This is a genomic window from Streptomyces sp. NPDC004065 (genome assembly GCF_044903565.1).
Lineage (GTDB): Bacteria > Actinomycetota > Actinomycetes > Streptomycetales > Streptomycetaceae > Streptomyces.
Window position 1 is genome coordinate 326715 of record NZ_JBJDQT010000002.1, and the last position, 26934, is coordinate 353648.

Annotated in this window: 24 protein-coding genes and 2 tRNA genes; 11 read left to right on the top strand and 15 right to left on the bottom strand. The window is 74.6% G+C overall.

From position 1 onward, the window contains the following. Positions 1–190 precede the first annotated feature (190 nt). The 4 genes from ACI2LW_RS05345 to ACI2LW_RS05360 form a co-directional block, all read right to left on the bottom strand. On the bottom strand, positions 191–1114 hold the full coding sequence (locus ACI2LW_RS05345) for a glutathione S-transferase C-terminal domain-containing protein (RefSeq protein ID WP_404729790.1): 924 nt from the start codon (positions 1112–1114) through the stop codon (positions 191–193). Between the two features lie 263 nt (positions 1115–1377). Then, positions 1378–1500, bottom strand: a complete 123-nt coding sequence (locus tag ACI2LW_RS05350) for a putative leader peptide (RefSeq protein ID WP_404729791.1) — start codon at positions 1498–1500, stop codon at positions 1378–1380. Positions 1501–1766: 266 nt separating this feature from the next. Further along, positions 1767–1840: transfer RNA gene (locus ACI2LW_RS05355), tRNA-Pro, on the bottom strand. 133 nt (positions 1841–1973) lie between these two features. After that, positions 1974–3455, bottom strand: a complete 1482-nt coding sequence (locus tag ACI2LW_RS05360) for an MFS transporter (protein WP_404729792.1) — start codon at positions 3453–3455, stop codon at positions 1974–1976. A 229-nt stretch (positions 3456–3684) separates the two neighbouring features. Here ACI2LW_RS05360 and ACI2LW_RS05365 point away from each other — a divergent pair, with 229 nt between their 5' ends. After that, complete coding sequence (locus tag ACI2LW_RS05365; protein ID WP_404729793.1) at positions 3685–4263, top strand: TetR/AcrR family transcriptional regulator; 579 nt, start codon at positions 3685–3687, stop codon at positions 4261–4263. A gap of 153 nt (positions 4264–4416) precedes the next feature. Here ACI2LW_RS05365 and ACI2LW_RS05370 read toward each other — a convergent pair whose 3' ends face one another. Then, positions 4417–4929 carry a hypothetical protein gene (locus tag ACI2LW_RS05370; RefSeq protein ID WP_404729794.1) on the bottom strand — a complete coding sequence of 171 codons (513 nt, stop codon included), beginning with the start codon at positions 4927–4929 and terminating at the stop codon, positions 4417–4419. Between the two features lie 162 nt (positions 4930–5091). On the opposite strand from ACI2LW_RS05370, the gene ACI2LW_RS05375 reads away from it, so the two are divergent. Continuing rightward, positions 5092–5508, top strand: coding sequence for a cupin domain-containing protein (locus ACI2LW_RS05375; RefSeq protein WP_404729795.1), 417 nt, complete (start codon positions 5092–5094; stop codon positions 5506–5508). A gap of 96 nt (positions 5509–5604) precedes the next feature. Here ACI2LW_RS05375 and ACI2LW_RS05380 read toward each other — a convergent pair whose 3' ends face one another. Beyond that, positions 5605–6654, bottom strand: coding sequence for a LacI family DNA-binding transcriptional regulator (locus tag ACI2LW_RS05380; protein WP_404729796.1), 1050 nt, complete (start codon positions 6652–6654; stop codon positions 5605–5607). Positions 6655–6862: 208 nt separating this feature from the next. Between ACI2LW_RS05380 and ACI2LW_RS05385 the strand changes: the two genes are divergently transcribed. From ACI2LW_RS05385 to ACI2LW_RS05395, 3 genes are read left to right on the top strand one after another with little or no spacing between them, the layout of a single operon-like run. Continuing rightward, entirely contained in the window at positions 6863–8026 is a 1164-nt protein-coding gene (locus ACI2LW_RS05385; RefSeq protein ID WP_404729797.1) for a phytanoyl-CoA dioxygenase family protein, read from the top strand. Between the two features lie 8 nt (positions 8027–8034). Beyond that, a complete protein-coding gene (locus tag ACI2LW_RS05390) occupies positions 8035–8820 on the top strand; it encodes an SDR family oxidoreductase (RefSeq protein WP_404729798.1) in 786 nt (261 codons plus the stop codon). 56 nt (positions 8821–8876) lie between these two features. Further along, the gene (locus ACI2LW_RS05395) at positions 8877–9878 is read left to right on the top strand and encodes a Gfo/Idh/MocA family oxidoreductase (protein WP_404729799.1); all 1002 of its coding nucleotides are present in this window, start codon (positions 8877–8879) and stop codon (positions 9876–9878) included. Positions 9879–9963: 85 nt separating this feature from the next. Here ACI2LW_RS05395 and nhaA read toward each other — a convergent pair whose 3' ends face one another. From nhaA to ACI2LW_RS05430, 7 genes are all read right to left on the bottom strand, one after another. After that, complete coding sequence (gene nhaA, locus ACI2LW_RS05400; RefSeq protein ID WP_404729964.1) at positions 9964–11838, bottom strand: Na+/H+ antiporter NhaA; 1875 nt, start codon at positions 11836–11838, stop codon at positions 9964–9966. Between the two features lie 67 nt (positions 11839–11905). Continuing rightward, positions 11906–13267 carry a serine hydrolase domain-containing protein gene (locus tag ACI2LW_RS05405; RefSeq protein ID WP_404729800.1) on the bottom strand — a complete coding sequence of 454 codons (1362 nt, stop codon included), beginning with the start codon at positions 13265–13267 and terminating at the stop codon, positions 11906–11908. A 445-nt stretch (positions 13268–13712) separates the two neighbouring features. Then, a complete protein-coding gene (locus ACI2LW_RS05410; protein ID WP_404729801.1) occupies positions 13713–14318 on the bottom strand; it encodes a GPP34 family phosphoprotein in 606 nt (201 codons plus the stop codon). Positions 14319–14790: 472 nt separating this feature from the next. Continuing rightward, positions 14791–15693, bottom strand: coding sequence for a sugar phosphate isomerase/epimerase family protein (locus ACI2LW_RS05415; RefSeq protein WP_404729802.1), 903 nt, complete (start codon positions 15691–15693; stop codon positions 14791–14793). A 4-nt stretch (positions 15694–15697) separates the two neighbouring features. Beyond that, positions 15698–16750, bottom strand: coding sequence for an ATP-binding cassette domain-containing protein (locus ACI2LW_RS05420; RefSeq protein WP_404729803.1), 1053 nt, complete (start codon positions 16748–16750; stop codon positions 15698–15700). A gap of 5 nt (positions 16751–16755) precedes the next feature. Beyond that, positions 16756–17832, bottom strand: coding sequence for an ABC transporter permease (locus tag ACI2LW_RS05425; RefSeq protein WP_404729965.1), 1077 nt, complete (start codon positions 17830–17832; stop codon positions 16756–16758). Continuing rightward, positions 17832–18845: a sugar ABC transporter substrate-binding protein gene (locus ACI2LW_RS05430; protein ID WP_404729804.1), complete on the bottom strand. Its 1014-nt coding sequence runs from the start codon at positions 18843–18845 to the stop codon at positions 17832–17834. The genes ACI2LW_RS05425 and ACI2LW_RS05430 overlap by 1 nt, the downstream gene beginning before the upstream one ends. A 336-nt stretch (positions 18846–19181) precedes the next feature. Between ACI2LW_RS05430 and iolC the strand changes: the two genes are divergently transcribed. The 5 genes from iolC to ACI2LW_RS05455 all read left to right on the top strand — a co-directional run bounded on the left by iolC (position 19182) and on the right by ACI2LW_RS05455 (position 25219). Then, positions 19182–20159, top strand: coding sequence for a 5-dehydro-2-deoxygluconokinase (gene iolC / locus ACI2LW_RS05435; RefSeq protein ID WP_404729805.1), 978 nt, complete (start codon positions 19182–19184; stop codon positions 20157–20159). A 51-nt stretch (positions 20160–20210) separates the two neighbouring features. After that, a complete protein-coding gene (locus ACI2LW_RS05440) occupies positions 20211–21110 on the top strand; it encodes a deoxyribose-phosphate aldolase (RefSeq protein ID WP_404729806.1) in 900 nt (299 codons plus the stop codon). A 212-nt stretch (positions 21111–21322) separates the two neighbouring features. Continuing rightward, positions 21323–22252: a 5-deoxy-glucuronate isomerase gene (iolB, locus tag ACI2LW_RS05445; protein WP_404729966.1), complete on the top strand. Its 930-nt coding sequence runs from the start codon at positions 21323–21325 to the stop codon at positions 22250–22252. Between the two features lie 8 nt (positions 22253–22260). Further along, complete coding sequence (iolD, locus tag ACI2LW_RS05450; protein ID WP_404729807.1) at positions 22261–24207, top strand: 3D-(3,5/4)-trihydroxycyclohexane-1,2-dione acylhydrolase (decyclizing); 1947 nt, start codon at positions 22261–22263, stop codon at positions 24205–24207. Between the two features lie 226 nt (positions 24208–24433). Next, complete coding sequence (locus ACI2LW_RS05455; RefSeq protein WP_404729808.1) at positions 24434–25219, top strand: GntR family transcriptional regulator; 786 nt, start codon at positions 24434–24436, stop codon at positions 25217–25219. A 39-nt stretch (positions 25220–25258) separates the two neighbouring features. On the opposite strand, the gene ACI2LW_RS05460 is transcribed toward ACI2LW_RS05455, so the two are convergent. Together ACI2LW_RS05460 and ACI2LW_RS05465 are read right to left on the bottom strand one after the other, a co-directional pair. Beyond that, positions 25259–25960 carry a hypothetical protein gene (locus ACI2LW_RS05460; RefSeq protein WP_404729809.1) on the bottom strand — a complete coding sequence of 234 codons (702 nt, stop codon included), beginning with the start codon at positions 25958–25960 and terminating at the stop codon, positions 25259–25261. 172 nt (positions 25961–26132) lie between these two features. Beyond that, positions 26133–26206: transfer RNA gene (locus tag ACI2LW_RS05465), tRNA-Pro, on the bottom strand. Positions 26207–26308: 102 nt separating this feature from the next. Between ACI2LW_RS05465 and ACI2LW_RS05470 the strand changes: the two genes are divergently transcribed. After that, positions 26309–26839: a DUF309 domain-containing protein gene (locus ACI2LW_RS05470; protein ID WP_404729810.1), complete on the top strand. Its 531-nt coding sequence runs from the start codon at positions 26309–26311 to the stop codon at positions 26837–26839. Positions 26840–26934 lie beyond the last annotated feature (95 nt).

Consider the following 26934-nt stretch of genomic DNA (forward strand, 5'->3'; position numbering starts at 1 on the left):
CACGACCAGGCGAATCCGTCGCAGGGTCGGTCCGGGAACGCGTAACGCGTCGACGGTGTGGTCGGCTTGGGCCGCCGGGAGTCGCCGGTCGGCGGACCGGGTGCCCGCCGCCCGGTGGGATGGTGGCGGTGCGCCGGGGCCGGTCCCGTGCGCGGCGGTGCGCCGAGGCCGGTCCCGTGCGCGGAACGGCTCAGTCGGCGTGGGTGGGGCGGCCACCGTCGGCGTGGGCGGTCCAGTCGAGGATCTGCACGGCCGCCCCGGCCGCCTCCAGGCCCCGGCAACGGGCGTGATGACGGCGGGCGATGCCGTCGAGGTCGAGATGGGCGCCGAAGGCGGGGTGGGCGGCCAGCCGGCGGGCGTACGCCCACAGGGCGGGGTGGCCGGCCACGCGGTGCACCGCGCGGGCGTCGAGGTGGTGGCGGTGCACGGTGTCGAGCTGCACCAGACAGACGAACAACTCCACATCGGCGGCCGTGAGGTGATCGCCTGTCAGGTATTGCCGTCCGGCCGCCAGCCGGCCCTCCAGTCCGTCGAGCGCCGCGAGCAGCACGCTCAGCGCCGCCGCCCGCTCGCCGGGCTCGGCGTCCGCCCGGCCGGCGCGCTGGGCGGCCCGCTCGATACCGTGCGCGCACAGCCGCTCGACGGCCTCGATCTCCGCCTCGGCCCCGCGCGGGTACAGCGGGGCGCCGCCGTCGCCGAAGTGCCGGTCGAGGTCGCGCAGGATGTCGGGAGCGTGGGTGCTGACGATCCGTCCGGACCAGTCGTCGCCGAGCACCGGCGCCAGCGCGGGTCCGGCGTAGTGGTGGGCGCCGGCCTCGTACAGCGGGCGCAGCGCGGTGTGGCCGCCGCCGGGGCAGTCGGGGACGGCGGGCAGGAAGGTGACCGGACAGCTGTCCCCCAGGCCGAGCAGGCTGTGCGCGACGGCGATGCGCAGGCCCTGGGGGCAGGCCGTGGACAGATACAGCCGGTAGCGCCGCGGCACGGCGTAGTGCCCGCTGCGCGCGTCCCGCCCGATCCGGCCGCGGAAGGCGGTGGGGGCGATGTCGGTGGCCGGGGCGGGGGCGATGCCGGTGGCGGTGGCGGGGTGGGTGACGGGCTGCGGTGCTACGGACATGGGTCTCCCCGGGGACGGGCGCGCAGGTGACGCGCGGCGGCGGAAACGAGGGCGAAGCGGCCCGCCGGAGGCCCGCCTCCCGCCCCCGGGCGCCCCTCGGAGCCGGGAGACCGGGCCGGGCGGAGAGGGCCAGCAGGCGGACGGGGCACGGGTCGAAACCGGGCCTGGAGCCGGGCAACCGGGTCCTGGGGCGGGGCCGGGCGGACGGAGCCGGACGGCCGCGCCTGGCGGCCCGGCGGCGGGTGCGGGCCCGCGTGGCGGGTTCAGGCCCGGCGGCGGATGGCGCTGCAGACGCGCTGCAGATCGATGTGGCGGCGGCTGGTGAGAAGGGGCGACGGCCGGGGCGTACGGCTCGCACGGCCGGTGACCGACTCAAGGCGCCCCATGTTTCCCTACCTGTTCACTAGGATTCCCTACTGGAGTGTCGAACGCGCGGGAGGCGCCGTCAAGAGGGCGTCCACCTGGCGGCCGGACGGACGGCGGGACGGCGGGCGGACGGGGCCGGGGCGCAAGGGCGGTACGGAGGCGGCGCGCAAGGGCGGTACGGAAGCGGAGCCGGCACAGGGACTCCGACACGTGCCGGCCGGCACAGGCAGGCCGGCACAGCAAAAGGGCCTTCGCGGACCGCTGTCCGCGAAGGCCCCTCACCGTGTCGGGACGACAGGATTTGAACCTGCGACCCCTTGACCCCCAGTCAAGTGCGCTACCAAGCTGCGCCACGTCCCGGTGTGCCGCGTCGCGCCCGTGCGGTGTGGTCCGCCGGGAACGCGCAGCCAAACCCTACCGCACGCGGGCGGGTGACCGGGGAAGCTCCCTGGTGCGGCCGGTGAGCGGCCGCACCAGGGCCGGGGGCCGGGCCTCAGCCGCGCGGGGCGCGCGACGCGTGCGCGGCGGCGGCCGCCCGCGCGGCGGTGCCGGTCGGGCCGGTCGGGCCGGTCGAGCCGGTGGCGGCCGGGACGAGGGCGCGGCGGCCGGTGCGAGCCGCCGGGACCAGGGCGGCGGCCAGAGCCGCGGCCAGGCAGAGGACGGCCAGCAGGGCGAAGCCGTGGGTGTAGCCCGAGGCGTACGGCAGCCCGGAGGGCTGGAGCCGGCCGGTGACGAGGACCGTGGTCACCGCGGCGCCGATGGAGCCGCCGATGGTGCGGATGTTGGCGTTCATGCCGGTCGCCGCGCCGGTCTGCTCGGGCGGGACGCTGCCGACGATCAGGTTGGCCATGGAGGCGAAGGCCAGGCCGATGCCGAAGCCGAAGAGGCCGGCCACCAGGGCGACCTGCCACTGCTCGTCGTGCCACAGGGCGAGGAAGCCGCAGGCCAGCGCGCCGAAGGCGGCACCGGCGGTCAGCAGCCGCCGGGCGCCCAGCACCGGCTCCAGCCGTCCGCTGAGGACGCCGGAGAGGAACATCGCGACCAGCATGGGCAGCAGGAGCAGACCGGAGGCGGTCACGCTCGCCCCGAAGCCGTAGCCCGCGGCGCGCGGCGTCTGGACGAAGGCGGGCAGGAAGGACCAGATGGCGTACATGCCCGCGCCGAAGAAGAGCGCGGCGGTGTTGGTGGTCCACACGGTGCGCAGCCGCATGACGCGCAGGTCGATCAGCGGACTGCGGGAGCGGGCCTCGGCGAGCAGCCACAGCGCGAACAGGACGACGGCCGCGGCGAACAGGGTGAGGGTGCGGGCCGATCCCCAGCCCCAGGTGCCGGCCCGGCTCAGCGGCAGCAGCAGGGCGACCAGCCAGGCGGACAGCAGGGCGGCGCCGGTCCAGTTGACGCCGCCGGACGCGCGGTGGGGCGACTCCGGCACGTACCGGAGCGCTACCAGGGTGGTGGCGGCGACGATGACGACGGGGATCCAGAACAGCCAGCGGTAGTCGAGGGCGGAGACGATCGGTCCGGCCGCGACGATGCCGACACCGCCGCCCGCGGCGATCACGGCGGACAGGTTGCTGATGCTGCCGCCGACCCGGCCGGGCGGGAACTCGTCCCGGATGATGCCGAAGGACAGCGGGAACAGGGCGCCGCCCGCTCCCTGGACGACCCGGGCGACGATCAGCACGCCGATGGTGGGGGCGAGCGCGGCCAGCAGACAGCCCGCCGTCACGATCACCAGTACGGCGACGAGGGTGCGCTTGCGGCCGGCCAGGTCGCCGACCCGGCCGAGGATGGGGGTGAAGACCGAGGCGGACAGCAGGTACGCCGTCATCACCCAGGTCGCGGTGGACTGGGAGGCGTGCAGCGCATGCTGGACCGTCGGCAGGGCGGGCGCGATCAGCGACTGCAGCATGGAGAACACGCCCGCACCGCTCGCGAGGACCGCGAAGGTGAGGCGGGTGGACTTCCGGGGCATGAACAAGGACCTCTTGTCGGGGAGCGAGGAGGCGGCCGGCGTCCCGTCTGCCGGGGCGGCCGCATACTGGGGCTGGGGTGTGACGTGCCGTGTCGGGCGTCGTACGGGACGCGGACTCCGCGCGCGGGCACGGCGCCGCGGTCCGCTCGCACTGCTAAAGTGGAGGTACGCCTCCACTCTACCGGAGGCATACCTCCGCTTCAACCTCGTCCCGGTCCGGGAGGCAGCAGTGACGGCCCAGCCGTTCCCCGTCAACGACATCGTCGCGGCCCAGCGCCCGCACCGTAAGGACGCCGCCCGCAACTACGACGCGCTGCTCGCCGCCGCGCGCGAGGCCTTCGCGGAGAACGGTTCGGACGCCTCCCTGGAGGACATCGCCCGCCGCGCCGGCGTCGGGATCGGCACGCTCTACCGCAACTTCCCCACCCGCCGGCACCTGTTCGAGAGCCTCTACGCCAACGAGGTGAACGCCCTGTGCCAGGCCGCGGTGGAGGTCGCCGACCTGGAGCCGTGGAAGGCGCTGACCACGTGGCTCAACCGGTTCGCCGGCTATCTGGTGACCAAGCGGGCGGTGCGCGAGGCGCTGGAGGACGAGTCGGAGATCTTCCATGCCTGCCGGGAGTCGATGTACGCCGCCGGGGGCCCGCTGCTCGAGCGGGCGCAGCGGGCCGGTGCGGCCCGCAAGGACATGGACTTCGGCGACCTGGTGCGACTGGTCGCGGGCGTCACGGCGACGACGTTCGTGGACGACGCCCAGCGCGAACGGGTCCTGTCGATCGCCCTGGACGGAGTCCGCGCGGGGCGCTGAGCGGGCACCGAGCGGGCACCGAGCGGAGATGCCGGCGCCCCGGACGGGCCGCCTCCGGCGACGCGCCGGACCGCCGACGATGGTGCACCATCGGAGCCGCTCGGGGCGAGAGCCGGCCGGGACGGAGCTTCCCAGGGCGGGAGCCGCCCGGGGCTACTCGATGACGGAGTTCGCCAGCACCACCAGCACGCCGAGCATGGCGTCCCCCACGCCGGTGGCCGCGGAAACGGCCCAGCCGCGCCCGGCCCACCGGGCCGTGACCACGCCCAGGGTGAACAGCAGGACGATGTTGAAGGCGAACACGGCGAACTCCACCCCGCCGGTGGGCCACCAGCCCCAGCCCGCGCCGGCGAGGATCAGTACGGTGGGCAGCACGGCCACGACGAGCGGCCACTCGCGGACCAGGACGTGCAGCGCCTCCCAGCGGGGGCGCGCGCCGCGCTCGGCGATGTAGTGGGCGTAGCCGTGCGCGAGCGCGGAGGCGAACCCGGTCACCACCAGCCAGGCGGCGTCGTAGCGCCGGCTCTCCGCGGAGGTGTGCCCGTCCCGGATGAGGGCCGCGACCATCGCGCTCGCCAGGACGGCGCCGTAGACCCCGCCGAACAGCAGCGTCGACCGGGTGTCGTGGGCGGACTGCCCGGGAGCGGCCGTCGTAATGCCCGCCATGACGGCTCCCTTCGGGGCGTACGGGGACGGTCCTTCCCACGATCACCCGGGCCGCGCCGGGTTGCCACTCACGGCCGGCCCGACGAAGTGTCCGCACGCCGGCGCCGATCCCGCACACTGTGTCGCCCTCCGGGCGGCCCGCCCCGGAGCTAGGGTCGCCGCATGTCCGACACCCCTGCCACCGACGGCACTTCCGCCCCCACCGGCACCTCCGCCTCCAGCGGGACTCCTGCTCCCCTCGGGACGTTCGCCCTGCACGTCGCCGACGCCGACCTGACTCCCGAGCCTCTCGCCCCGGAGCAGATCGTCTCCGGGACCCCCGAGGTGACCGGCCGGGTGGTCTGGGAGTCGGCGGACGGCCGTCAGGTGCGCGGGATCTGGCAGATCACCCCCGGAGTGGTCACCGACACCGAGGCCGACGAGATGTTCGTGGTGATCAGCGGCTCGGCCACCGTCGAGGTGGAGGGCGGGCCGACCCTGCGGGTGGGGCCCGGCGACATGGCGGTGCTGCGCGAGGGCGACCGTACGACGTGGACGGTGCACGAGACGCTGCGCAAGGTGTACGCGATCAGCCTCTGAGGCCACCGGACGCGCTCCCGCGCCCCGGCGGTCGCCCTGTCGCGGCGGGGCGCGAGCCGCAGCGCCGCCGGCCCGGAGCGCCGGCGGCCGCCGGGGTCACAGTCCGGCCGGCCGCGACGGGGCGGCGTACGGCGGCATGTTGTACGGCGTCACCACCTGGACCGCCGAGGGCAGCGTCGGGCCGGCGGGCGGCAGCGCACCGTGCGCCCGCATCACCAGATGGCACGCCTCCCGCATGTCGTGCCGGAGGTCGTGGTGGAGCACGGCGGACAGCCGGTGCTCGCGCAGCAGGCGGGTGTTGTCCTGGTCCAGGTCGTGGGCGATGAACACGGCGCACTCGCGGCCCAGGTCCTCGAAGGCCCGCAGGGTGGCGATGTTGCCGCCGCCGATCGAGTACACGGCGCGGATCTCCGGGTCGCGTTCCAGGGCCGCGCGCACCAGGTCGTACTGGGTGGCGTCGAGGCCCTGCCCCTCGGTGATCTCCACCAGTTCGCGGCGCGGCCTGCGGGCCCGCATGACGCTGCGGAAGCCCATCTCGCGTTCCTCCTCGTTGCGGAAGGAACCGCTGCTGAGGCTGGTGAGCACATGGCCGGGCCGGTCGCCGAGCCACTGGGCCATCAGGTACGCGGCCGTCGCGCCCGCCGCCCGGTTGTCGCTGCCGACGCAGGCCAGCCGGGCGCTGGCGGGCAGGTCGGTGACGAGGGTGACGACCGGGATCCCGGCCGCGGCCAGCCGGCCGACGGCCTCGGTCATCTCGGGCACGTCCGGCGCCTTGAGGATCACGCCCTGCGAGCCGCGCCGGGCGATCCGGTCGAGGGTCGCCACCTGCTCGCGCACCGGGCCGGTCTCGCGGAAGTGGAAGCGCGAGCGGACCACGGCCGGGTGCAGGGACGGCAGTTCGGCCTCCAGCGCGGCCCGCACGGCGGTGGTGAACCGCTCGGGCGCCCGCATCACGATGTCGACCATGAAGGTGCGGCCGACCAGGCGGACCTGGGTGCGCTGGCGGTCCAGGTCGGCGATGGCCCGGTGCACCTCCCGCGCGGTGCTCTCCCGCACGCCGCCCCGGCCGTTGAGCACCCGGTCGACGGTGGCCTCGCTCAGCCCGGCCTGACGTGCGATCTCCCGAATGGGGAACGGGTGGCCCATGCGCCGGCTCCTTGTGCTGCTTGAGGGGTTTTTGATGGCTCACTGCTGGTTGTTCGAGGGGTTTGTACTGACAAGAATGACAGCGCCGCGCCGCCTCCGTGACCGAAAGCGCGTCGCCTCCATGACCGAAAGCGCGTCGCCTCCATGACCGAAAGCGCGTCGCCTCCATGACCGAAAGCGCGTCGCCTCCGTGACCGAAAGGACGACGATGTCCTCCACCTCCCTGCGCCCCCGCGTCTGGCTGTCCGAGCAGGCCTGCGATCTCGACGCCTTCCGCGCGCTCGTCGAGCGGGCCTGCGACCCCGCCGGCTTCCCGCACGCCGGTGCCGTCGAGCGGAACGTCCTCGTCTACGACACCGCGCGGCTGCTCGCCGGGGACCGCCGCGCCGTGCGGGAGGAACTGGTCCGCGCCCTCGACACGGGCCCGGGCGTCGTGGTGCTGCGGGGCGCCTTTCCCGACCCGGCCGTGGTCGACCGGGCCACGGCCGTCTTCGAGGACCTGATCGCCGGGCAGCGCGCCTCGGGCGCCGGCGCCGGGGACCACTTCGCCGCACCCGGGGCCAACGACCGGGTGTGGAACGCCCTGGAGAAGGCGGCGCTGCACGACCCCGGGGCCTTCGCCGACTACTACGCCAACGAGGTCCTCGCCCTGGTCTGCGAGGCGTGGCTCGGCCCCGGCTACCAGGTGACCTCGCAGATCAACGTCGTCAATCCGGGCGGCGCGGCCCAGCTGCCGCACCGCGACTACCACCTGGGCTTCCTGGACGCCCGGACCGCGGCCGCCTACCCGGCGCACGTGCACCGCCTCTCCCCCGCCCTGACCCTGCAGGGCGCGGTCGCGCACCGCGACATGCCGGTGGAGTCCGGGCCGACGATGTACCTGCCGTACTCGCAGACGTACGAGCCGGGCTATCTGGCCTGGCGGCTGCCGGAGTTCCGGGCGTACTTCGAGGCGCACCACGTGCAGCTCCCGCTGGCCAAGGGGGACGCGGTCTTCTTCAACCCCGCCGTGTTCCACGCCGCCGGGACCAACCGTTCGGCGGACATCCGGCGCATGGCCAATCTCCTCCAGGTCTCCTCCGCCTTCGGGCGGGCGATGGAGACCGTGGACCGCGAGGCCGTGGTGAACGCGGTCTTCCCGGTGCTGCTCGAGCGCCGGGCCGGGGGCGTGGACGAGGCCTGGCTGGAGCGCGTCGTCGCCGCGAGCGCCGAGGGCTACCCCTTCCCCACCAACCTCGACGACGACCCGCCCGTCGACGGCCTGGCCCCGCCCTCCCAGGCCGACCTGGTACGCCGGGCGCTGCGGGAGAACTGGACCCCGGACGCCCTGCGGGCCCGGCTGCGGGCCGCCGCCGGGCGACGCGAGAGCTGAGGACGACCATGGAACCGACGGGACTTCTGCGGGACAAGGCCGTCCTGGTCAACGGCGGCACCCAGGGTGTGGGGGCCGCGGTCGCGCGGGCCGCGGTCCGCGAGGGCGCCCTGGTGGCCGTGACCGGCCGCCGCCGCGAACCCGGCGAGGCGCTGGTGGCCGAGCTGACGGCGGCCGGGGGCACGGCGAGATACCTCCAGGCCGACCTGGCGGACGCCGGCCGGGCCCGGTCCGCCGTGGCCGAGGTCGTCGACGCGTACGGCCGGATCGACTGCCTGGTCAACTCGGCGGGCCTGACCGCCCGCGGCACCCTGCTGGACACCACCCCCGAGCTGTTCGACGCGCACATCGCGGTCAACCTCAAGGGGCCGTTCTTCGCGATGCAGGCGACGGTGGCCGACATGGTGGCCCGTGGGGCGCCCGGCACGATCGTCAACATCATCACCTCCTCCGCGCACGGCGGGCAGCCCTTCCTGGCGCCGTACGTGGCGGCCAAGGCCGGGCTGGCCGGCCTGACCCGCAACGCCGCGCACGCGCACCGCTTCGACCGCGTCCGGATCAACGGCCTGAACATCGGCTGGACCGCCACCGAGGGCGAGGACGCCACCCAGCGCCGCTTCCACGGCGCCGGCGACGACTGGCGGGAGCGCGCCGCCGAGCGGCTGCCGATGGGCAGGCTGGGCCGGCCGGACGAGATCGCCGACTTCGTGGTCCTGCTGCTGTCCGAGCGGTCCGGCGTGGTCACCGGCTCGGTGATCGACTGGGACCAGAACGTACTCGGCGGCCTGGACTGACCGCCGTCCGCCCTCCACCCTCCGCCCTCCGCCCAGACCCAAGGAGCACCACCCCCATGCGCATCGGAATTCTCGGCCTCGGCCGCATCGGCGCCTTCCACGCCGAGACCCTGTCCGCGCTCGACGCGGTCACCTCGCTCGTCGTCGCCGACCCGTTCGCGGACGCCGAGGCCGCGGCCGGGCGGTTCGGAGCCGAGGTGGCCGGCTCGCCCGAGGAGATGCTGGCCGCCGGGGTGGACGGTGTCGTGGTGGCCGCCGCGACCGACGCCCACCCGGCCCTGATCCTGGCCGCCGTCGAGGCGGGCGTGCCCGTCTTCTGCGAGAAGCCCGTCGCCCGCACCATGACCGAGGGCGTACGGGTGCTGAAGGCCGTCGAGGGGGCCGGCGTGCCGGTGCAGATCGGCTACAACCGCCGCTTCGACGCCGGTTTCACCGCCGCCCGGGCGGCCGTGCACGCCGGCGAGCTGGGCGCGCTGCACACGGTGCGGTGCACCACGCTCGACCCGGCGCCGCCCCCGGCCGCGTACGTCGCCGCCTCCGGCGGCATCTTCCGCGACTGCTCGGTGCACGACTTCGACGTCATCCGCTGGGTGACCGGGCGGGAGGTGACCGAGGTCTACGCCGTCGGCGGCAACCGCGGCGCCGAGTACATCCGTGAGGCGGGCGACGCCGACACCACCGGGGCGGTCCTCACCCTCGACGACGGCACGATCGCGGTGGTCTCCAACAGCCGTCACAACGCGCGCGGCTACGACGTGCGCATGGAACTGCACGGCTTCGCGGACTCCATCGCCGTGGGCCTGGACGACAGGCTGCCGCTGCGCTCGGTGGAACCAGGGGTGGCCTTCCCGGCCGGCACCCCGCACGACTTCTTCATGGACCGCTTCACCGACGCCTACCGCGCCGAACTCGCGGCGTTCACCGAGGTGGTGGCCGGGCGGCTGCCGTCGCCGTGCACGGTCGCCGACGCGCTGGAGGCCGGGTGGATCGCGGAGGCGTGCACGCTGTCCCTGCGCGAGCACCGCCCGGTGCCGGTCGAGGAGGTGCGCACGGTCTGACCGGCCGCCGCGGGTCCGGGGCCCGGCCCCGCCACCGTCCGCCACCGTGGGCACGGCGCGCCGGCGGTCAGGTGCTCGCCGGCGGTCAGGTGCGCGGGCCGGCTCCGGCGAGCACGGCCCGCTCCCGGGCGGTGCGGACGGCCTCCGAGAGGGTGGCGATGTCGTACGGGCCGCGGTGGCGGCGGCCGTTGACGAAGAAGGTCGGCGTGCCGGACACGTCGCTCAGGTCCGCCGACTCGACGTCCTCGGCCACCCGCTCCGCGCCCGCGCGCTCACGCAGGTCCGTACGGAACCGCTCCACGTCCAGCCCGGCCTGTTCGGCGTAGCGCAGCAGGTCCTTCACCTCCAGGTCGCCCTGGTGGCTGATCAGGATGTCGTGCATCTGCCAGAACCGGCCCTGGCGGGCGGCGGCCTCCGCGGCCTCGGCGGCGAGCTGGGCGCTGGGGTGCACGTCGGTGAGGGGCAGGTGCCGCCAGACGTAGCGCACGTCGTCGCCGAAGTCGGCGAGCAGCTCGCGCACCACGGGCTCCGCGAGGCCGCAGTACGGGCACTCGTAGTCGCCGTACTCGACCAGCGTCACCGGGGCGTCCAGCGGGCCCCTGATGTGGTCGCGGGCCGGGTCGACGGGCTCGCTGAGGTCGACGAGCACCTCTCCCCCGCCCAGCAGGGCGCGGGCGCGACGGTCCGGGGGCAGCAGGGCCAGCACCCTCGTGACCAGCCAGGTGACGAGGAAGGAGCAGACCAGGGCCGCCAGGACGCCGGTCTTGGCCTCCTCCAGCCGGGCCCCGTCGAAGGCCAGGGTGGCGATCAGCAGCGACACCGTGAAGCCCGTTCCTGACAGGGTGCCGCCCGCGACGATCGCCCCCCAGCCGAGCGGCGGCCGCAGCCGCCCCCGGCTCAGCCGCACCGCCAGCCAGGTGGCGCCGGCGATGCCGACGGGCTTGCCCAGCACGTAACCGACCAGGACGCCGAGGGTGACGGGCGAGGCGAAGGCGTCCGCGAGCCGGTCGGGGCGGATCGTGAGACCGGCGTTGGCCAGCGCGAACAACGGCACGACGACATAGCTGGTCCAGGGGTGGAACAGGCGCTGCAGCCGTTCGTTGGGCGAGAGCGTGGAGGCCAGGCCGCGGCGCAGGGTGCGTTCCAGTTCGGGGGTGGGCTGCTCGCGGAAGCGGCGGAAGAGCCGGCTGGCCCGCTCCAGCGCGTGCCTCTGGGCCGGGTGGGCGTAGGTGAGCAGCCCCATGACGAGCCCGCCGACCACCGGATCGACCCCCGAGCGCAGCAGCGCGCCCCACAGCAGCACGGCCGGCAGCAGGTACGCCGTGGTGCGTGCCCCGGCGGCGCGCATCGCCAGGAGCACGCCGAGGACGCCGAGGGCGGTGAGGAGGGCGGGGACGTACACGGTCCCGGTGTAGGCGAAGGCGATGACGGCCAGGGCGGCGAAGTCGTCGGCGACGGCGACGCCGAGGACGAAGACGCGCAGCCCGGACGGCAGCCGGGAGCCGAAGACGGCCAGCAGGCCCAGCGCGAACGCCGTGTCGGTCGACATCGCGGCGCCCCAGCCCCCCGCCGAGGCGTGCCCGGCGTTGAACGCGAGATAGATCGCCACGGGAACGGCCATCCCGCTGAGCCCGGCGACGGCCGAGAGCGCCAGCCGCCGGCGCTCGCGCAGCTCGCCGATGTCGAACTCGCGGCGGGCCTCGAGGCCGACGACGAAGAAGAACAGCGCCATCAGCCCGCTGTTGACCCACTCGCGCAGTTCCAGGGAGACCCCGGCCGAGCCGAGGGTGACCGACAGCCGGGTGCGCCAGAACGACTCGTAGGTGCCCGGCGAGACATTGGCCCACACCAGCGCCGCGACCGCCGCCGCGAGCAGCACCGCCGCGCTGCCCGTCTCGGTGCGCAGGAAGGTGCGCAGCGGGCCGCGCGCGCCCACGCCGCAGGCGGTCTGCCCCGTCATGGGAGGGGGTGCGGCGGAGGACGGGATGCGGACCTCGGACACGTGATCAGTGTACGGACGGGCCGCCTCACCGGGCGGCGGGCTGGGCCGGCAGGTCGAAGACGTGACGTGGTGTGACGATCTCGGTGATGGCCCGGCCGAACAGGGTGCTGGGTTCGCTGCCCCGGTGGTCGATGTCGGTGTTCAGCAGCACGACGAGGGTCGTGTCCTGCCCGGGGAGGTAAATGGTCAGGGACTCGTAGCCGGGTATCGAGCCGTTGTGGCCGATCCAGCCCTGGACGTCGAAGATGCCCAGGCCGTATCCGGCGCCCGGGATCGTGGTGGGGGGTGTGGTCAGGCGCTGTTCCTGTGTGGCGGGAGCGACCATGGCGGCGCCGTCGGGGAAGACGCCGGTGGCCACCGTGCGGGCCCAGACGCGCAGGTCGTCGAGCGTGGAGATCATCGCGCCGGCCGCCCAGGCCCAGGAGGTGTTCCAGTCCGCCGTGCCGGCGACCCGCCCGTCGGCGGTCTGGTCGGTGTAGCCCTGGGGGTGCGGCCGGGGGAACTCGGCGCCGGCCGGGAAGAGGGTGCGGTCCAGGCCGGCGGGTACGAGGACGTGGTCGTGGAGGTAGCCGGCGAGTGGCCGGCCGGTCACCTTCTCGACGACGAGGCCGAGGAGGATCAGGTTGGTGTTGCAGTAGGAGAACCGCTCGCCCGGCGGGAACAGCACGGGGTGTGCGAAGGCGTAGCCCAGCAGCTGCCGCGGTGTGAAGGCACGCCGCGGGTCCGAGGTCAGGGCCTTGAAGAAGTCCTCGTCGTCGGAGTAGTTGAACAGTCCGCTGCGCATGCCGGCCAGCTCTCGCAGGGTGATCGTGTTTCCGTTCGGTACGCCGTCGACGTACCTGCCGATGGGGTCGTCCAGGTCCACCTCGTGCCGGTCCACCAGCTGCAGCAGCGCGGTCACGGTGAAGGTCTTGGTCTCGCTGCCGATCCGCGTGTACAGGCCGGGTGACATCTTCTGCCCGGTGCTCGTGTCGGCCACGCCGAAGGACTTCACGTACCGCTCCCCCGGCCGCCACAGGCCCACGGTCACTCCGGGGACGTGTGCCTCGCGCATGACGCGCCGAACGGCCTCGTCGATCCGGTGGGTCACGTCTGGGCGGGGGGTGGTGTCGGGACGGGCGGTCGCGGTGGGGCGGGGGGCGCTGATCAGGGTGAAGGAGGGGATGGGCGAGGGGCGCGGGTCCGAGGCGGCGGGGCCGGCCGGGGTGGCCGGGGTGGCCCAGGTGGCCGGGGCGGCGGGGGCGGCCGGGGCGGCGCTGGTGGTGGGCGGTGCGCTTCCGGTGGGCGGTGCGCTTCCGGTGGTCGGGGCGGTCGCGGCGATGGGCACGATCAGCACGGCGGTGGCGGTGACGGCCGCCCTGCCCAGTCGTGTGCACGCGTGCGTCATGGGCCGGCTCCCGGCGGGGGCCGGGCATCCGCCGGATGCGGAACCCGACGTCACCAGCATAGGAGTGGCGGGGGGCCGCCGCTTGTCGGCGCCCGGGGCTCTGCCCCGGGGGCCCCGGCGGGGGTTGTCCCCCGCGCCCCCGCTTTGGCTTTGCCCACCCGCCCGCCCGGCTCGCTGGGGTGAGGGGTCACCGTCCCTGGGGCTCCGCCCCAGACCCCGGGCGGGGGCTCCGCCCCCCGCACCCCCCTCTGCCCCATCCAGCCCACCCGACTCACTGGGCCGACAAGTTGCCGCCACGGGGCTCCGCCCCGGACCCCACGCGGGGCTCCGCCCCCGCACCCCCGGCGGGGGCTCCGCCCCCCGCACCCCGCGGGGCCATGCCCCTGTACCCCGCGGGGCCATGCCCCTGTACCCCGCGGGGCTATGCCCCCTGTACCCCGCGGGGCTATGCCCCGCGCCATACGTTCGCGAAGGCCGCGGCCTCGATCGCGCGGCGTTGGCGGACCGCCTCCAGTTCCATGACCGCCTCGTGGACGGCCGCCAGGACCGTGAGGACCGCGTCGTCGGTGATGCCGGGCTCCGTCGCGGCGGTCTCCTCGCCGATGCCGACGGCCGCCGCCAGGGCCAGCAGCACCGGTTCGTCGGCGGCCCAGCGGTACGCCGCCCGGCGGCGGGCCTCGGTGTCGCTGAGCAGCGTGCGCCCGGTGCGGAACGGCAGCCAGCGGCACCGTTCGAAAGTGATCTGACCCTCCTGCTCCAGGGCGGCCAGGTACGCCGACGCCAGGCCGTTGCCGCGCCGCCAGAGCCAGTCCGGCAAGGACTCGTAGGGGACCTGCCGGACCAGGGAGCAGGCGGCGGCCTCGAGCAGCCGGTCGGCCGGCTCGGCCCGCACCCGGGGCACGATGCGGTCGCCGTCCAGGCGGAGGACGTCGTCCCGCAGCAGGTCGTACGCCTCCGCCCCGGCCAGGGCGAGGGAGAGGTCGCCGCGGGCCGGCGGGCGGCTCGCCGGCACGTCCAGGGCGACGATCATCAGATCACGCGGTGTGCTCATGATGCCCCCGTCCAGGGCGGGTCCGGCACCGGGCGGCGGCGCGGGACGCGGCGCTTGTGCTTCCGTACGGCCCGACTGTAGCGCGGCAAGGTCATCCGGCGCGGATCGTGGGCTCCGCGGACCCGGGCACCGGCTCGCGCGCGGGGGCCGGTCGGCGCGCCCTCGTACCGTGCCCGCCGGGGAGGGTCCACCCGTGCCGGTCGGGGCGGCGTCCCTCTGCCGTGCGCCCTGCCGGAGCCGGCCGGCCGCGAGGGTCCTCCGGGGCGCGGTGCGGCCGGTCCCCGCTCCGGCGCCCGTACCGGTACCGGTACCGGTGGCCCGGCCGGGGTGGGACGGGAGTCCGGGCCGGGTCGGGACGGGTGGCCCGGCCGATCGTGGTCGGGGCGGGAGTCCCGCCGGGGCCGGGACGGGTGGTCCGATCGGGGCCGGGGCGGGTGGCCCGATCGGGGTGGGGACGGGAGTCCCGGCCGGGTCAGGCGCCGCAGGATCGCAGGAAGCGACGGGTGCGTACCGCGATGGGCAGTGGCTTGTCCGGGTCGCACGGGTACATGTCCTGCTCGACGATCGCGAACAGGTCCACGCCGAGGCGCTGCGCGGCCGCGAGGACCGGTTCCAGTGCCGGTACGCCGGACGGGGGCTCGCACATCACGCCGCGGGCGACCGCCGGACCGAACGGCACCTCGTTCGCCACCACGTCGGCGAGGATCGCCGGGTCGACCTGCTTGAGGTGCAGGTAGCCGATGCGTTCGCCGTAAGTTTCGATCAGCTTGACGCTGTCGCCGCCGCAGTAGGCGTAGTGCCCGGTGTCCAGGCACAGGTTGACCAGCTCGGAGTCGGTGGAGTCCAGGAAGCGCTCGACGTGGGCCTCGGTGTCGACGTGGGTGTCGGCGTGCGGGTGGACGACGATGTCGAGGCCGTAGGTCTCCTTGACCTCGTGGCCGAGGCGTTCCATGCCCTTGGCCAGGTGGGCCCACTGCCCGGCCGTCAGCTCCGGCGGCTCCAGGATCTCGGCGGTCTTGTCGTCCCGCCAGAAGGAGGGGATGACGACGAGGTGCCGTGCGCCCATGGCCTGGGTGAGGGCGGCGACCTGGCTCACGTGCTCCCAGGTGGCGTCCCACACCGACGGGCCGCGGTGCAGTCCGGTGAAGACGGTGCCCGCGGAGACCTTCAGCCCGCGCCTGCCGACCTCGTCGGTGAGGCGGGCCGGGTCGGTGGGCAGATAGCCGTAGGGGCCGAGTTCGATCCAGGAGTAGCCGGCCTCGGCGACCTCGTCGAGGAAGCGTTCCCAGGGGACCTGCCGGGGGTCGTCGGGGAACCAGACGCCCCAGGAGTCGGGGGCCGAGCCGACCCGGATGCGGTCCAGCGCGGGGGCCATGTCGTCAGTTCCCTTCGGGAGATGCCGGTACGGGGGCGGTGGGCTCCGTGGACTTCGCGGGCCCCGGGGAGGCGGCCGGACCCGTGGACGCGGCCGGGCCGGTGGGTGCCGTGAGGTCCCGCTCCTCGGGGAGCTCGTCCACGTCCACGCCGCGGACCTGGGCCAGTTCGTGCTTGAGGGCGGCGAGTTCGGCGCCGCCGGCCATGTGGTTGGTCAGCTCCTCGAGGCCGATCTCGCTGCGCGCGGCGGACAGTTCGAGGGTGCCCAGGCGCAGCACGCTGAAGTGGTCGCCGACCATGTACGCGTGGTGCGGGTTGTGGGTGATGAAGATGACGCCGAGGCCGCGGTCGCGGGCGGCGGCGATGTACTTCAGGACCACCCCGGACTGCTTGACGCCGAGGGCGGCGGTGGGCTCGTCCAGGATGAGGACGCGGGCGCCGAAGTGGACGGCGCGGGCGATCGCCACGCACTGGCGCTGGCCGCCGGACAGGGTGCCGATGGGCTGCTCCAGGTCGTCCAGGACGATGCCCATGTCGCGCAGTTCCTCGTCCGCCGTGCGCTTCATGCGGGCGATGTCGAGACGGCGCAGGGGCCAGGCGCCCTTGGTCAGCTCCGAGCCGAGGAAGAAGTTCCGCCACACCGGCATGAGCGGGACCGTGGCCAGGTCCTGGTAGACGGCGGCGATGCCCTTGTCGAGGGCCTCGCGCGGGGTGGAGAAGCGCACCGGCTCGCCGTCGACGAGGAAGTCGCCCTCGGTGTGCTGGTGCAGCCCGGAGATGATCTTGATGAGGGTGGACTTGCCGGCGCCGTTGTCGCCGAGTACGCAGGTCACCCTGCCGGGGTGGACGGCGAGGTCCACGCCGTGCAGGGCGCGGATGTTGCCGTAGGACTTGCCGGCCCCGCGCAGTTCGACGACAGGTGCGGGCGCCGCCGGCGCGGGGTCCTTCGGGACCGCGCCGTGGCCGCCGGTCCGGGACGGGACGCCGGTTCCGGCGCCGCTGTCGGTCCCGCCGGTGCCGCCGGCCGCGTTCGCGCCGCTGGTCTTGTCGGTCGTCATGTCGGTCACCTCCGGGTCGCGGTGCGCTGGACCCACAGATTGATGAGGACGGCGCCGAGCAGCATCACGCCGAGGAACGCCTTGAACCAGTCGGGGTTCCAGCCGGCGTAGACGATGCCCTGGTTCACCATGCCGAACATGAAGGCGCCGAAGACCGGGCCGATGGCGGAGCCGTAGCCGCCGGTGAGCAGGCAGCCGCCGATGACGGCCGCGGCGATGTAGATGAGCTCCTGCCCGACCCCCTCGCCGGACTGCACGGTGTTGAAGGAGAACAGCTGGTGCATCCCGACGAACCAGGCGCCGAAGCCGACCAGCATGAACAGGGTGATCTTGGTGAAGGTCACGGGCACGCCGACCGCGCGGGCGCTGTCCTTGTTGCCGCCGACCGCGAAGACCCAGTTGCCGTACTTGGTGCGCAGCAGGACCCAGGTGGCCAGCGCGGCGAAGACCAGCCACCACACCACGGTGATCTTCACCTGGACGCCGCCGACGTCGAAGGACGAGGCGAACAGGGCCTTGGCCTGGCCGAAGCCGTCCATGTCGCTGATGTCGTCGGTCGCCACGTTGCCGGTGACCAGCTTGGTGACGGCGAGGTTGACGCCCTGGAGGATGAGGAAGGTGCCGAGCGTGACCAGGAAGCTCGGCAGCCCGGTCCGCACCAGCATCCAGCCGTTGAACGCGCCGATCCCGAGCGACACCGCCAGGGCGACGACGACGCCGACCCACACGTTCATGGTGAGCTGGTAGCTGAGCATGCTGGCGGTCAGCGCTGAGGTGATGACGGCGACGCCGGCCGAGAGGTCGAACTCGCCGCCGATCATCAGCAGCGCCACGGGCAGGGCCATGATGCCGATGGTCGACGACTGGTAGAGGATCGTCGCCATCGAGCCGCCCTGGCGGACCGATGGCGCCGCGGCGAAGAAGAACACGAACACGGCGACGGCGCCGAGGAAGACGCCGACCTCCGGGCGGGCCAGCAGCCGGAGCGCGAGCGGGCGCCGCGCGGTCCGGCCGTCGGTCTCCCTGCCGCCGGGGGCCGGCGGTGTTCCCACCGCCGGCGCGGCCTGCTGGGTCATGTCGATCACCGGGTGCCCTTCGCGGCGAACTCGGCGACCTTGTCGACGTTGGACTTGTCGACGAAGGCCGGGCCGGTCAGGACCGGCTGCACGCCGCCGCCGCTGTAGTTGCCGTTGTTCCTGTAGAGCCACAGGGAGTCCACCGCGAGGTAGCCCTGGAGGTAGGGCTGCTGGTCGACGGCGAACTGGATGGTGCCCTTCTGGATGGCGCCGGTCAGGTCCTTGTTGAGGTCGAAGGTGGCGATCCTGGCCTTGCTGCCGGCGTCGTCCACCGACTGCACCGCGGTCAGGGCGAAGGGGGCGCCCAGGGTGACGACGTAGTCGATGCCGCTGTCCTGCTTCAGCTTGGCGGTGATCGTCGACTTCACGGAGGGCATGTCGGTGCCGTTGACGTACAGGGTCTCGGTGGTGCCCTTGAACGTCTTCTTCACGCCGTCGCAGCGCTGGGTCAGGCCGATGTTGCCCTGCTCCTGGATGACGCAGACGGCCTTCTTGGCGCCGACCTGGTTCAGCTTGTCGCCGAAGGCCTCGCCCGCCACGCTCTCGTCCTGGCCGAAGAACTCGGTCAGCCCGAGCTTCTTCCAGTCGCTGACGCCGGAGTTGAGGCCCACCACGGGTATGCCGGCGGCCGTGGCCTTGGCGATCACGCTCTTCATGGCGTCCGGCTTGGCGAGGGTGACCGCGATGCCGTCGACCTTCTGGTCCACCGCGTTCTGCACCAGGTTGGCCTGGGTGCCGGCGTTGGGGTCGGCGGAGTAGACGAGCTTGATGTTGTCCTTGGCGGCGGCGGCCTCGGCGCCCTTGCGGACGATGTCCCAGAAGGTGTCGCCGGGTGCCTGGTGCGTCACCAGGGCGACCGTCATCCGGGGCGTGTTCGCCTTGCCCGCGGAGGCGGCCGACCCGCTCTCCTCGGCCTTCTTTCCGCCCGAGCTGCTGGAGCAGCCGGCGAGGGTCAGGGCCGCCGCCGCGGCCACGGCCACGACGGGGGCGAGTCTGCGGGAGCGAGAAGAGCGGTCCATCGTTTCCTGCACCTCACTGTGCGACGGGGGAAGGCAGGGATCGGGAGGGATCCCGGGGGCCCGCGGCTCACGCCCGGGCCGTGCGCCGCGCTGGGCGGCGGTTGCGCTGGGACCGGATTCCATCCCGTGGCGCGCCCGCTGTCAATACTTTGTTAAGACATCACTTCACGAGCTAGTCCGAATGTAAGTACAAACTATTGACAGTGCGGGTGCCGGAGTCCTACACCTGGGAGGCGGCAGACCCCGCGATCCGCGTCCCGGCCCGTCGCGGGCCCCGGGCTCCGCGCCCCGGCGCCGCGGGCCCCACCCCCCAGCACAGCCCGAGGAGCGTCGCGCATGGCAGAGCCCACCGAGTCCGGGACCGCCCGGCCCTTCGACCTCATCACGATGGGCCGTATCGGAGTCGATCTCTACCCGCTGCAGTCCGGCGTACCCCTGGCGGATGTGGAGACCTTCGGCAAGTTCCTCGGCGGCTCGGCCGCCAACGTCGCCGTCGCCGCCGCCCGGCTCGGCCGCCGCACCGCGGTCATCACCCGCACGGGCGACGACCCCTTCGGCGACTACCTGCACCGGGCGCTCGGCGAGTTCGGCGTCGACGACCGCTGGGTGACGCCGGTCGCGGCGTACCCGACGCCCGTGACGTTCTGCGAGATCTTCCCGCCGGACGACTTCCCGCTCTACTTCTACCGCCGGCCCAAGGCGCCCGACCTGGAGATCCACGCCGACGAACTGGACCTCGACGCCGTCCGCGCGGCCCGGATCTTCTGGATCACCGGCACCGGGCTGAGCGAGGAACCCAGCCGCTCGGCCACCCTCGCCGCCCTCGCGGCCCGCGCCAGGGCCGGCACCACGGTCTTCGACCTCGACTGGCGCCCCATGTTCTGGCGCGACCCGCAGCAGGCCCGCCCCTACTACGCCGAGGCGCTGCGGCACGCCACCGTGGCGGTCGGCAACCTCGACGAGTGCGAGATCGCCACCGGCGTCCGCGAGCCCGAGGCGTGCGCCGAGGCGCTGCTGGCGGCCGGGCCCGAACTCGCCGTCGTCAAGCAGGGCCCCAAGGGCGTGCTGGCGGCGCACCGGGACGGCGCCCGGGCCGAGGTGCCGCCGGTGCCGGTCGAGGTCGTCAACGGCCTCGGCGCCGGCGACGCCTTCGGCGGCTCGCTCTGCCACGGGCTGCTGTCCGGCTGGGACCTGACCCGGACGATGCGGTTCGCCAACGCGGCCGGCGCCCTGGTCGCCTCCCGCCTCGCCTGCTCCTCCGCGATGCCCGCCCCGGCGGAGGTCGAAGACCTCCTCGCACGGGCCACCGCCTGACCACCGCCGGCCCGGAGTGCTCGCACGCCACTCCTCGAACGGAGTTTCGCCTTGACCCTCAGCATCCCCGACCTCACCGCCGTCAGAGCCCGGCATCCCGAGGCCGTCGCCGAGGCGGCGGCCCGCCGGGTGCGGCGCCCGCTGATCGGCGACAGCGGCCGGCTGATGATCGTGGCCGCCGACCACCCGGCGCGCGGCGCGCTCGCGGTCGGCGACCGCCGGCTCGCCATGGCCAACCGGGCCGAGCTGCTGGAGCGCCTGTGCACGGCCCTGTCCCGGCCCGGCGTCGACGGGGTGCTGGCGACCGCCGACATCCTGGAGGACCTGCTGCTCCTCGGCGTCCTGGACGGCAAGGTCGTCATGGGCTCGATGAACCGCGGCGGACTGGCCGGGGCCTCCTTCGAGATGGACGACCGCTTCACCGGCCACCGCCCCCGCGACCTGGCCCGGCTCCGCTTCGACGCGGGCAAGCTGCTGCTCCGGATCGACTACGGCGACCCGGGCTCGCTGACCACGCTGGAGTCCACGGCCCGGGCCATAGACGAGATGGCCGAGCTGCGCCTGCCGGTGTTCGTCGAGCCGTTCCTCTCCCGCCGCGCCGGCGGCAGAGTGGTCAACGACCTGTCCGCCGAGGCCGTCACCCACTCCATCGCCATCGCCTCGGGGCTGGGCGGCACCTCCGCGTACACCTGGCTGAAGCTGCCGGTCACCACGGACCCGGACGACATGGCGGAGGTGCTGCGGTCCTCCACGCTGCCGGCGGTGCTGCTCGGCGGCGACGTCGGCGGCGACCAGGAGGGCGCCTACGAGCGCTGGCGCAAGGCGCTGAGACTGCCCACCGTCCAGGGCCTGGTCGTCGGCCGTTCCCTGCTGTATCCCGCCACCGGCAGCGTCGAGACGGCGGTCGACACGGCCGTGGGCCTGCTGCGCGAAGGAGGAGCCGCCCGATGACCACCACCGGCCCGGACCACGTGTCCGGCACGGGCCCCGACCGCCCGCCCGCCACCGGCCCGGACTTCGTGTCCGGCACGGGCCCCGGCCACCCGCCCGCCACCGGCCCGGACTTCGTGTCCGGCACGGGCCCCGGCCACCCGCCCGCCGCCGGCCCGGACTTCGTGTCCGGCACGGGCCCCGGCCACCCGCCCGCCGCCGGCCCGGACTTCGTGTCCGGCACGGGCCCCGACCGCCCGCCCGCCGCCGGCCCGTACCACCTGCCCGCCGCCGCCCCGGCGCCCGGCCGTGCGTACACCGTGGACGTGCGCCCCGAGTCCGCGGGCTGGGGACACGCGAGCCTGCGCGTCCTCGAACTGCCGCCCGGCGGCTCACACACCTTCGGCACCGGCGACAGCGAGTGGATCGTCCTGTCGCTGTCGGGCGGCTGCACGGTGTCCGCCACCGACGCCTCCGGCCGGGAGACCGCCTTCCAACTGACCGGCCGTGCCGATGTGTTCAGCGCCGTGAGCGACTTCGCCTATGTGCCGCGCGACGCCCGCGCCACCCTCTCCTCACCCGGCGGCGGACGGTTCGCGCTCACCGGTGCGCGCTGCACCCGCCGGCTGCCGGCCCGCTACGGCCCCGCCTCCCGGGTTCCGGTGGAACTGCGCGGCACCGGAACCTGCTCGCGGCAGGTGAACAACTTCGGCGCCGCGGACGTCTTCGAGTGCGACCGGCTGATCGCCGTCGAGGTGCTCACCCCGGGCGGCAACTGGTCGTCGTTCCCGCCGCACAAGCACGACGAGCACCGGCCGGGCGAGGAGTCGGTGCTGGAGGAGATCTACTACTTCGAGTTCGCCGCCCACGACGGCGTCCCCGGCCTCGGCTACCAGCGCGTGACGCCCTCCGGGCGGGGGCGCGGCACGGATGTGCTCGCCGAGGTCCGCGACGGCGACGTGGTGCTGATCCCGGACGGCTGGCACGGCCCGTCGATGGCCGTGCCCGGCCACCACATGTACTACCTCAACGTCATGGCGGGCCCGGACGCCGAGCGTGCCTGGCTGATCTGCGACCACCCCGACCACGCCTGGATCCGCGAGACCTGGCCCGGGCAGCCCGTCGACCCGCGCCTGCCCCTGTACACCGCTCCCGCCGAGTGAGGTCCGAGATGAGCAACCCTGAGCAGCCGCCGCAGCAGCCGCACTCGCAGCAGGCGCAGCCGCAGCAGGCGCAGTCGCAGTCGCCGCGGCCGCCGGTGGTCCGGCTGACCGTCGCCCAGGCCCTGGTGCGGTTCCTGGCCGCCCAGTACACCGAGCGGGACGGCGTGCGGCAGCGGCTGATCGCCGGCACCTGGGGCATCTTCGGCCACGGCAACGTGGCCGGTCTCGGCCAGGCCCTCGTCGAGTACGCCGGTGTGATGCCGTACCACCAGGGCCGCAACGAGCAGGCCATGGTGCACGCGGCCGTGGGACACGCCCGCCAGCGGGGCCGGCTGTCCACCCAGGCGGTGACCACCTCGATCGGCCCGGGCGCCACCAACCTCGTCACGGGCGCCGCCCTGGCGACGATCAACCGCCTGCCGGTGCTGCTGCTGCCCGGCGACTACTTCGCCACGCACGCGGCGGACCCCCTGCTCCAGCAGCTGGAACACCCCGTCGAGGCGGACGTGTCGGTGAACGACACCCTGCGCCCGGTCTCCCGCTACTTCGACCGGATCACCCGCCCCGAGGCGCTGATCCCCTCCGCGCTGCGGGCGATGCGGGTGCTCACCGACCCGGTCGAGACCGGCGCCGTCACGCTGGCGCTGCCGCAGGACGTGCAGGCCGAGGCGTACGACTGGCCACGGGAGTTCCTCGCCGAGCGGGTGTGGCGGGTCAGGCGTCCCGCTCCCGACCCGGCCGAGCTCGCCGAGGCCGTGCGGGCCGTCCGCGCGGCGTCCCGGCCGCTGATCGTCGCGGGCGGCGGCGTCCACCACAGCGCGGCCGAGGAGGCGCTGCGCGCACTGGCCGAGGCGACCGGCATCCCGGTCGCCTCCACCCAGGCCGGCAAGGGCTCGCTGCGCCACGACCACCCGCAGGACGTCGGCGGCATCGGCCACACCGGCACCGCCACCGCCGACGAGCTCGCCCGCACCGCCGACCTGGTCATCGGCGTCGGCACCCGCTACACGGACTTCACCACCGCCTCCGGCACCCTGTTCCGGCACCCGGACGTCCGCTTCGTGAACCTCAACGTCGCCGCCTTCGACGCGCACAAGCTGGCGGCCACGACGCTGGTCTGCGACGCGCGGGCGGGACTCACGGCACTCACGGAGGCACTGGCCGGGCACCGGGTGGACGCCGGGTACGAGGCCGCGTACCGGGCCGGCAAGGAGCGCTGGGAGAGGATCGTCGAGGCCGCCTTCCGCGCCGCCGACGACAGCGCCGTACCGACCCAGACGCAGGTGCTGGGCGCGCTGGACGCGGTGGTCGGCGACGACGACGTGGTGATCAACGCGGCCGGTTCGCTCCCGGGCGACCTGCACAAGCTGTGGCGGGCCCGCTCACCGCGCCAGTACCACCTGGAGTACGGCTACTCGTGCATGGGCTACGAGATCCCGGCCGCCATCGGCGTCCAGCAGGCCGCGCCCGGCACACCGGTGTGGGCCCTGGTCGGCGACGGCACGTATCTGATGATGCCGACGGAGATCGTGACCGCCGTGCAGGAAGGTCTGCCGGTCAACCTGGTGCTGGTCCAGAACCACGGGTACGCCTCCATCGGCGGGCTGTCGGAGTCGGTGGGCGCCGAGCGCTTCGGCACCGCCTACCGGTACCGCGCCGCCGACGGCACCTTCACCGGCTCCCCGCTGCCCGTCGACCTCGCCGCCAACGCGGGCAGCCTCGGCATGGAGGTGCTGCGCGCCAAGACGGTGGGCGAGCTGCGCGAGGCGCTGCGCGCGGCCCGCGCCTCGGACCGCCCGACCTGCGTGTACGTGGAGACGGACCCCGCCTCCACCGCTCCCCCGGCCCAGGCGTGGTGGGACGTCCCGGTCGCCGCGGCGGCCTCCCGCGAGGCCGCGGTCCGGGCACGCGCCGAGTACGACCGCCACGTCACCGACCGCCGCCACCACCTGTGACCGTGCCCGGCCCGCGCACCATGACGGCCCGCGCGACCACTGCGGGCACCACGGCCACCCGCGCACCACGACGGCGCGCACGCCGCGACGGCCCGCGCACCACGACGGCGCGCGCACCGCGACCACCCGCGGACCGCGACCGCCCGCGCGCCGCGGCGGCCCGCCGCACCGACCGCCCCGACCGCCCCGACCGCCCGCCCGTACACCGACCGAAGGGGGTGCCACGGTGGCGACGACCGACGACCGCTCCCGTGCCGTGACCGACTGCGCGCTCGACGCCCTGGACTTCGCCGTGGACCGGGCCAGCCCCGTGCCGCTCTACCACCAGCTCGCCCAGCAGCTCCAGGCGGCCATCGAGCGCGGACGGCTCGCCCCGGGCGACCTCCTGGGCAACGAGATCGACCTGTCCGTACGCCTCGGCCTGTCCCGCCCCACGGTCCGCCAGGCCATCCAGTCGCTGGTCGACAAGGGCCTGCTGGTGCGGCGGCGCGGGGTGGGCACGCAGGTGGTGCACAGCCGGGTCAGGCGCCCCCTGGAGCTGAGCAGTCTCTACGACGACCTGGAGAAGGCCGGGCAGGCCCCCGGCACCCGGGTGCTGCGCGACGAGCCGGTGCCCGCGACCGCCGAGGTGGCCGCCGCGCTCGGGGTGCCGGAGGGCGCCGAGGTGCGGCTGCTGGAGCGGCTGCGGCTGACCCACGGCCGTCCCGTCGCGTTCCTGGTCAACCACCTGCCGGCGACGCTGATCGACGCCGGCACCGACCGGCTGGAGTCCACGGGTCTGTACCGCCTGCTGCGCGCGGCCGGCATCACCCTGCACAGCGCCCGCCAGACCATCGGCGCCCGCGCGGCCACCGCCGCGGAGGCCGCCCTGCTCGCCGAGAAGGAGGGCGCCGCCCTGCTCACCATGCACCGCACGGCCTACGACGACACCGGCCGCGCGGTGGAGTACGGCACCCACATCTACCGCGCGTCCCACTACACCTTCGACTTCCAGCTCCTGGTACGGCCCTGAGCGGCCGCCCTGCCCTGGGCCCTCACCCGGGCCGGTTCCTCACACCGGGGACAGCACGTAGCAACCGGTCCTCCCCGGATCGCTGCCCGGCACGTCGTTGCGGAAGTCGTGGAAGGTGTACTGCTGGGCCTCCCGGATGGTCGCCGCGGCCCCCTGGGACACCACCAGACAGAACCTCTTCCGCAGCGGCCGCTGTCCGCTGGCCCGCCGGAAGGTCAGGGTGCCGTCGTAGCGGCCGGCGGCCAGGTTCCAACCGACAGCGTTGAACAGCAGGAGCGGCTGCTGCGGCGCCCCCTGGGCCACCACCAGGGGGCCGGGGTCCGCCACCCTCTCGTAGGTGAGCCGGTGCGTGGTGTGATCGTAGGAGAAGGAGCCGGTCTCGTCCCAGAAGAAGGCGGGCGCGCGAACGCTGCCGCCGACGGGCCGCAGGCGCAGCTCGACGTGCGTCACGATCTCGACCCGTTCGGTCCTGAGCCGGGTGGACAGCGTCGGCTGGAGGTACAGCCACGTGTCCTTGCCCTGGGCGACGCGCGCGATGTGCGGAAGGGTGACGTCCACGGCCGGTTCCTGCTGGAGGACCACCAGGTTGTAGATGGACAGCGCCAGCGCCGCCACGCCGGCCAGGGTCCCGATCCAGCCCTGCGCGTACTCATGCAGCTTCTTCGGCCTGTCCCCGGTGGGGCCGTGGCCGGCCGGGGAGCTCTCGGCGGGACCGTCCGCGCCGTCCCGGCTGGATGTCATGGCCCCAGCATCGCGTGCGGGCCGCCGCGCGGCATGCGGGACTGCGTCGTCGGGGGGACGGCCCCGCGACCACCGGACGGGGGCGGGCACGGCGGGCCGGGCGCGCCGAGGGCACTGCTCCACCTGTCGGTGGGGCAGGGCACTCGGCCGCGACTTCGGAGCGGAGCTCCCGTCGGGACGACAGGATTTGAACCTGCGACCCCTTGACCCCCAGTCAAGTGCGCTACCAAGCTGCGCCACGTCCCGGTGCGCTCACGTGCGGTCCGGCCGCGTGATCGCGCGAACGTCACTTTACCGCACGCCGGCCGGTGTGCCGAAGGGGGCACGGGGGCGGGGGACAATCGGCCTATGAACGGCACATCCTCCGGCCGGCCGGCCGGCGCACGGGACCGGGACGACCAGGGGCGGGCGCGCAACGCCCGGCCGCGGGACGGGCTCGGGCGGCCCCTGCCCTACGACGCACCCGGGGTGCCGCGGCAGCCGGAGGGCGTGGTGCGCACCCCCGCGCAGACGCTCACCGAGGCCCAGGAGCTGCTGGACGCGGGCCGCCCGTTCCACGCCCACGAGGTCTTCGAGGACGCCTGGAAATCGGGTCCCGACGAGGAACGCGCGCTCTGGCGCGGGCTGGCCCAGCTCGCGGTGGGCCTCACCCACGCGGCCCGCGGCAACCGCACCGGCGGCGCCCGGCTGCTGCGGCGCGGGGCGGACGCCGTGGAGGAGTGGGCGGCGCACGACGCGCGGCACGATCCGTGTCCGTACGGTCTGGACACCGGCGACGTCGTCCGGTGGGCGCGGGAGCTGGCGGACGCCGTGGAGAGCGGGGCGGCCCCGGCGGTGGACGCGGCGGCACGGGCGCCTCGGCTGCGCGGGCCGGCGTAGGGCGGGGCCGTCGTCGGGCGGGGCCGTCGTCGGGCGGGGCCGTCGTCGGGCGGGGCCGTCGTCGGGCGGGGCCGTCGTCGGGCGGGGCCGTCGTA